At 67.1% G+C, this 353-nt stretch carries 1 protein-coding gene; it reads left to right on the forward strand.

From position 1 onward, the window contains the following. The coding region (locus GUI70_RS22805) for a transposase (protein WP_202630576.1) at positions 1-353 on the forward strand (353 nt) is incomplete at both ends.

Below are 353 nucleotides of genomic sequence, written 5' to 3' on the forward strand. Positions count from 1 at the left end.
TCGATGCCCTGTTGCCCGTGCTGTATCTGCGCGGCGTCTCCACCGGCGATTTCAAGGAGGCGCTGACGGCGTTGCTCGGGGCGGACGCGCCGAACCTGTCGCCGGGGGTGATTTCCCGCCTCACGGCAGGCTGGCAGGAGGAGTATGATCGTTGGCAGCGCCGCGATCTCTCGGCGCGCCGCTATGTCTATGTCTGGGCCGACGGCGTCTACCTGCAGGCCAGGATGGAGCCGCAGGCCGAGTGCATGCTGGTGATCATCGGGGCGACACCGGAAGGCCGGAAGGAGCTTCTGGGCTTTCAGGTCGGCTTCCGCGAGAGCGCGCAGAGCTGGCGCGAACTGCTGGTCGATCTC

It is taken from the genome of Deinococcus alpinitundrae, assembly GCF_009982895.1.
Lineage (GTDB): Bacteria > Deinococcota > Deinococci > Deinococcales > Deinococcaceae > Deinococcus > Deinococcus alpinitundrae.